A 4,547-nucleotide genomic window follows, 5' to 3' on the forward strand; every position below is an offset into this window, starting at 1 on the left:
CCGCTGTTCCCGCGCACCACGAACACGCAGACGGCGATAAGCAGGATGTTCGCTGATCTGACCGGAGGCGATCTCTGATGGGTGGAAGAGATCAGACCCGCACCTACAGCCGCAAAGACAGTGTCGTCTTCCGCAAGACCGACGAGCCGTTCGGCGGCCTGTCCAACATGGCCGGGGGTTACCCGATCCAGGTGAACGGGGTGCGGATACTGACCTCCGAAGCGCTGTATCAGGCTTGCCGCTTCCCGCATCTGCCCGACGTGCAGAAGATGATCATCGGCCAGATCAGCCCGATGACGGCCAAGATGCGCAGCAAACCCTACCGCAAGGATTCGCGCCCCGATTGGGATCAGGTACGCGTGCGCATCATGCGCTGGTGCCTGCGCATGAAGCTGGCCAACAACTGGAACACCTTCAGCGAATTGCTGCTGCGAACCGGCGAACGCCCCATCGTCGAGGAATCGCGCAAGGACGACTTTTGGGGAGCCAAGGTTATCGACGACGGCGGCACGCTGGTCGGCATGAATGTCTTGGGCAGACTGCTAATGGAACTGCGCGAGCAGGTGAAGCAGCATGGGCGAGATGCAGCTTTGGATATCGCACCGCCGGACATTCCGCAGTTCCTGCTGTTTGGGCAGCCGATTGAAGTAGCCGGAGCTTTACCGCCAACGCAGGCTGCCGATGAGCAGGAGCAAGGCTCCCTTTTTGGCACGGATGCCGCCGCTGTCAGCGTCGAAGGCGAGACTTTGCCTTCTCCAACTGCGGAAAGTGCATATCCCGTTTATTGCGATTCCGGCCTGCCGTGGGCAGCCAAGCTACCGGAAGGCTGGCAGGTTCTGCGCAACGGTCGCCTGTTTGGCCATCGCGTGGACACTGGCTTCCCTGACTTGCCGATTCTGGAAGTGTCGCTACGCACCGGCGTGCGCGTGCGCGACATGGACAACCTGAAGCGCAAGCAGGTGATGAGCCAGAAAGAGAAGTACAAGCGCGCGGCCAAAGGTGACATCGCCTACAACATGATGCGCATGTGGCAAGGCGCGGTCGGCCCCGCGCCGGTGGATGGCTTGGTAAGTCCGGCCTATGTGGTGGTCAAGCCTTACCCCGAAGCCAACAGCGCGTATTACAGCTACCTGTTCCGCACTGCCGCCTACATGCGGGAAGTCAACAAGTTCTCGCGTGGCATTGTGGCCGACCGCAACCGGCTGTATTGGGAATCCTTCAAGCAAATGCCGTCGGTGGTTCCTCCCCGACCCGAACAAGACCAGATCGTCGCCTACCTGCGCGCGCAGGACGCGCACATCGCCCGCTTCATCAAGGCCAAGCGCGACCTCATCGGCCTGCTCACCGAACAGAAGCTGCGCATCATCGACCACGCCGTCACGCGCGGCCTCGACGCGAACGCCCGCCTCAAGCCTTCCGGCATCGAATGGCTGGGTGATGTGCCGGAGCATTGGGAAGTTGCTTCCATCAAGCACATTGCGGACGTGCGGTTCAGCGGCGTGGACAAGCATTCGCACGACGACGAAATGCCGGTGCGTCTGTGCAACTACACCGACGTTTACAAGAACGACCGCATCACCGGCGACATGGACTTGATGCGCGCCACAGCAACGGCAGCGGAAATTGCGCGCCTCACGTTGAAGGCGGGCGATGTCATTCTCACGAAGGACTCCGAAACGCCGGACGACATCGGCGTACCCGCGTGGGTGCCGGAAAGTTTGCCCGGCGTGGTCTGTGCCTACCACCTCGGTTTGCTGCGCCCGGAGCCGGAGCGCGTGCTGGGCGAGTTCCTGTTCCGCGCCATCGGTTCGGCACGCATTGCCCAACAGTTCCACGTCCTCGCCACGGGCGTCACGCGCTTCGCGCTCGGCAAGCATGACGTGAAGAACGCGGTCATTCCGCTGCCGCCGACTGTGGCCGAACAGCAAGCCATCTGCCGCTGGATCGCCGAAGAAACCCAGCCGCTCGACGAAGCCATCGCCCGCGCCGAGGACGAAATCAAGCTCATCCGCGAATACCGCGACCGCCTGATCGCCGATGCCGTCACCGGCCAGGTGGACCTGCGCGGCTGGCAGCCCGGCCCGGACGATGCGGTCGACGACGACGATCTGGTGGCACTGGGCGACGATGAAGCCGAATCCGTGGAGGAGACAGCCGATGGCGACGAGTAAGAAAACCACCCGTAAGGCACCTGCAAAGAAGGCGGGAAAGGCCATCGCGCTTGCGCCGTCGGACGATCTGTTCGCCACGGTCGCGGACTACATCGAAGAAACCCGCCGCGTCCTGATACGGCAGGCCAGCAGCGCCACGGTGTATCTGTTCTGGCGCATCGGTCAGCGCATCAACCGCGAAATCCTGCACGATGCGCGTGCGGAATACGGGGAGAAGATTGTGTCGCGGCTCGCTACACAATTGGCCGCCAGCTACGGGCGCAGCTACGAGGCGCGCAACCTGCGCCGCATGATGCAGTTTGCCGAGCAGTTCCCGGACTTCGAGATTGTGTCGCGGCCCGCTACACAATTGAGCTGGGCGCACGTGGTCGAGGTGCTGCCGCTGAAAACACCCGAAGCCCGCTTGTTCTATCTGAATGAAGCGGCATCCCGGCGGCTTGGCCGGGACGGGCTGCGCCACCTCATCGCGCGCAAAGCCTTCGAGCGCAAGGAAATCGCCAACGCGCAATTGACGGAAAGCTCCAACATTCCACCGGACACCTTCAAAGACCCCTACCTGCTGGACGTGCTGGGGCTGCGTGACGGCTATCTGGAGGCCGATCTCGAAACCGCCATCCTGCGCGAGCTGGAGGCTTTCATTCTGGAACTTGGTGGCGGATTCTCCTTCGTCGAACGCCAGAAGCGCATGATCATCGACGGCGAGGATTTCTATCTCGACCTGCTGTTCTTCCACCGCAGGCTCAAGCGCCTGTTGGCGGTGGAATTGAAGATCGGGAAGTTCGAGGCCAAGCACAAGGGCCAGATGGAGCTTTACCTTGGCTGGCTCGACCGCCACGAACGGCAGGAAGGCGAAAACGCGCCCATCGGCCTGATTCTGTGCGCCGAGAAAAGCCGCGAGCAGATCGAACTGCTGCCGCTGGATCGGGACAAGATCATGGTGGCCGAATACTGGACGGTGTTCCCCGAACGCCCGGTGTTCGAGCGCCGGATTCACGCCTTGCTGGAAAGCGCGCGCGAACAGGTGGCCCGGCGCAAGGCACTGCTGCCCGGCAAGAGGAAGGAGGCAGACGATGGCGTCGGATGATCGAAACGGGAAAACTCGCACTGGTAGTGCGAGAAATTGTCGTCAAGAGAAAACTCCAACCGCAGGTTGGAGAAATCAGTTGTCGTTCCCCGACGCCATCGCCCGCCTGCTGGAGAGCCTATGAAACCGACCGACACCAGCGAATTGGGCCTGGAACGGCTGATCGTGCGCCATCTGGCGGGCATCAGCGAGCATCCGCCGGTGACGCCGAACGCCGTTGGTGAACCGGAGGCCTTGTATGCGCCGGGCGGCTATGTGCTGGGCCAGGCGAGCGACTACAACCGCGATGTGGCGCTGGACGTGTCGAAGTTGCTGGCCTTCCTGCACGCCACCCAGCCCAAGGCGGTGGAAACGCTCAACCTCGCTGCCGACGGCATCCAGCGCACGCAGTTCTTGCACCGGCTGCAAGGCGAGATCGCCAAGCGCGGCGTGGTGGATGTGTTGCGCAAGGGCGTGAGCCACGGGCCGGTGACGGTCGATCTCTACAAGCTGCTGCCCACGCCGGGCAACGCCGCTGCCGCCGAAGCCTTCGGCAAGAACATCTTCAGCATCACCCGGCAGGTGCGCTACAGCAACGATTCGGGCAACGAGCTGGACTTGGTGATCTTCATCAACGGCCTGCCAGTGCTGACCTTCGAGCTGAAGAACTCACTGACCAAGCAGACGGTGGCAGACGCCATCGTCCAGTACCAGACCACGCGCGACCCGAAGGAGTTGCTGTTCCAGTCGGGCCGCTGCATCGCGCACATGGCGGTGGACGATGCCGAGGTGCGCTTTTGCACCGAGTTGAAGGGCAAGGCGTCGTGGTTCCTGCCGTTCAACCAGGGCTGGAACAGCGGCGCGGGCAATCCGCCGAACCCCAAGGGCATCAAGACCGATTACCTGTGGAAGCAGGTGCTGGTGAAGGACTCGTTGGCGAACATCATCGAGAACTACGCGCAGGTGGTGGAAGACGAGGAGGAAGACGCCAGCGGCAGAAAGCGCAAGACGCGCAAGCCGGTGTTTCCGCGCTTCCACCAGTTGCGCACGGTGCGCGCCCTGTTACGCCGTTCACGCACTGACGGCGTGGGCAAGCGTTACTTGATCCAGCACTCGTCGGGCAGCGGCAAGAGCAACACCATTGCGTGGCTGGCGCACCAGTTGGTGGAGTTGAAGACGGCGGCGGATGAAACGCAAGCGCAGTTCGATTCGGTCATCGTCATCACCGACCGCCGCGCGCTGGACACCCAGATCCACAAGACCATCAAGGGCTACGACCATGTGGCCTCGATCCTCGGCCATTCGGACAACGC

Annotated in this window: 3 protein-coding genes and 1 pseudogene; 3 read left to right on the forward strand and 1 reads right to left on the reverse strand. The window is 62.4% G+C overall.

The features are described from left to right. The coding region (locus IT472_RS10830) for a hypothetical protein (protein WP_297181518.1) at nucleotides 1-251 on the reverse strand (251 nt) is incomplete at its 3' end. On the opposite strand from IT472_RS10830, the pseudogene IT472_RS10835 reads away from it, so the two are divergent. The 3 genes and pseudogenes from IT472_RS10835 to IT472_RS10845 all read left to right on the forward strand — a co-directional run. Then, nucleotides 168-506, forward strand: a pseudogene (locus IT472_RS10835) (NADAR family protein); the annotation flags it as partial. The gene IT472_RS10830 and the pseudogene IT472_RS10835 sit on opposite strands and share 84 nt — an antisense overlap. Nucleotides 507-2,037: 1,531 nt before the next feature. Beyond that, complete coding sequence (locus IT472_RS10840) at nucleotides 2,038-3,255, forward strand: PDDEXK nuclease domain-containing protein (RefSeq protein WP_297181516.1); 1,218 nt, start codon at nucleotides 2,038-2,040, stop codon at nucleotides 3,253-3,255. 120 nt (nucleotides 3,256-3,375) lie between these two features. Beyond that, a partial coding sequence (locus IT472_RS10845) for a type I restriction endonuclease (protein ID WP_297181517.1) occupies nucleotides 3,376-4,547 on the forward strand: 1,172 nt, incomplete at its 3' end.

It is taken from the genome of Thermomonas sp. (assembly GCF_020850895.1).
Classification (GTDB): Bacteria; Pseudomonadota; Gammaproteobacteria; order Xanthomonadales; family Xanthomonadaceae; genus Thermomonas.

Excerpts from the sequence above, each read along its gene's own strand:
- IT472_RS10840 (WP_297181516.1), top strand. The coding sequence starts at position 2,038 with ATGCCGTCACCGGCCAGGTGGACCTGCGCGGCTGGCAGCCCGGCCCGG.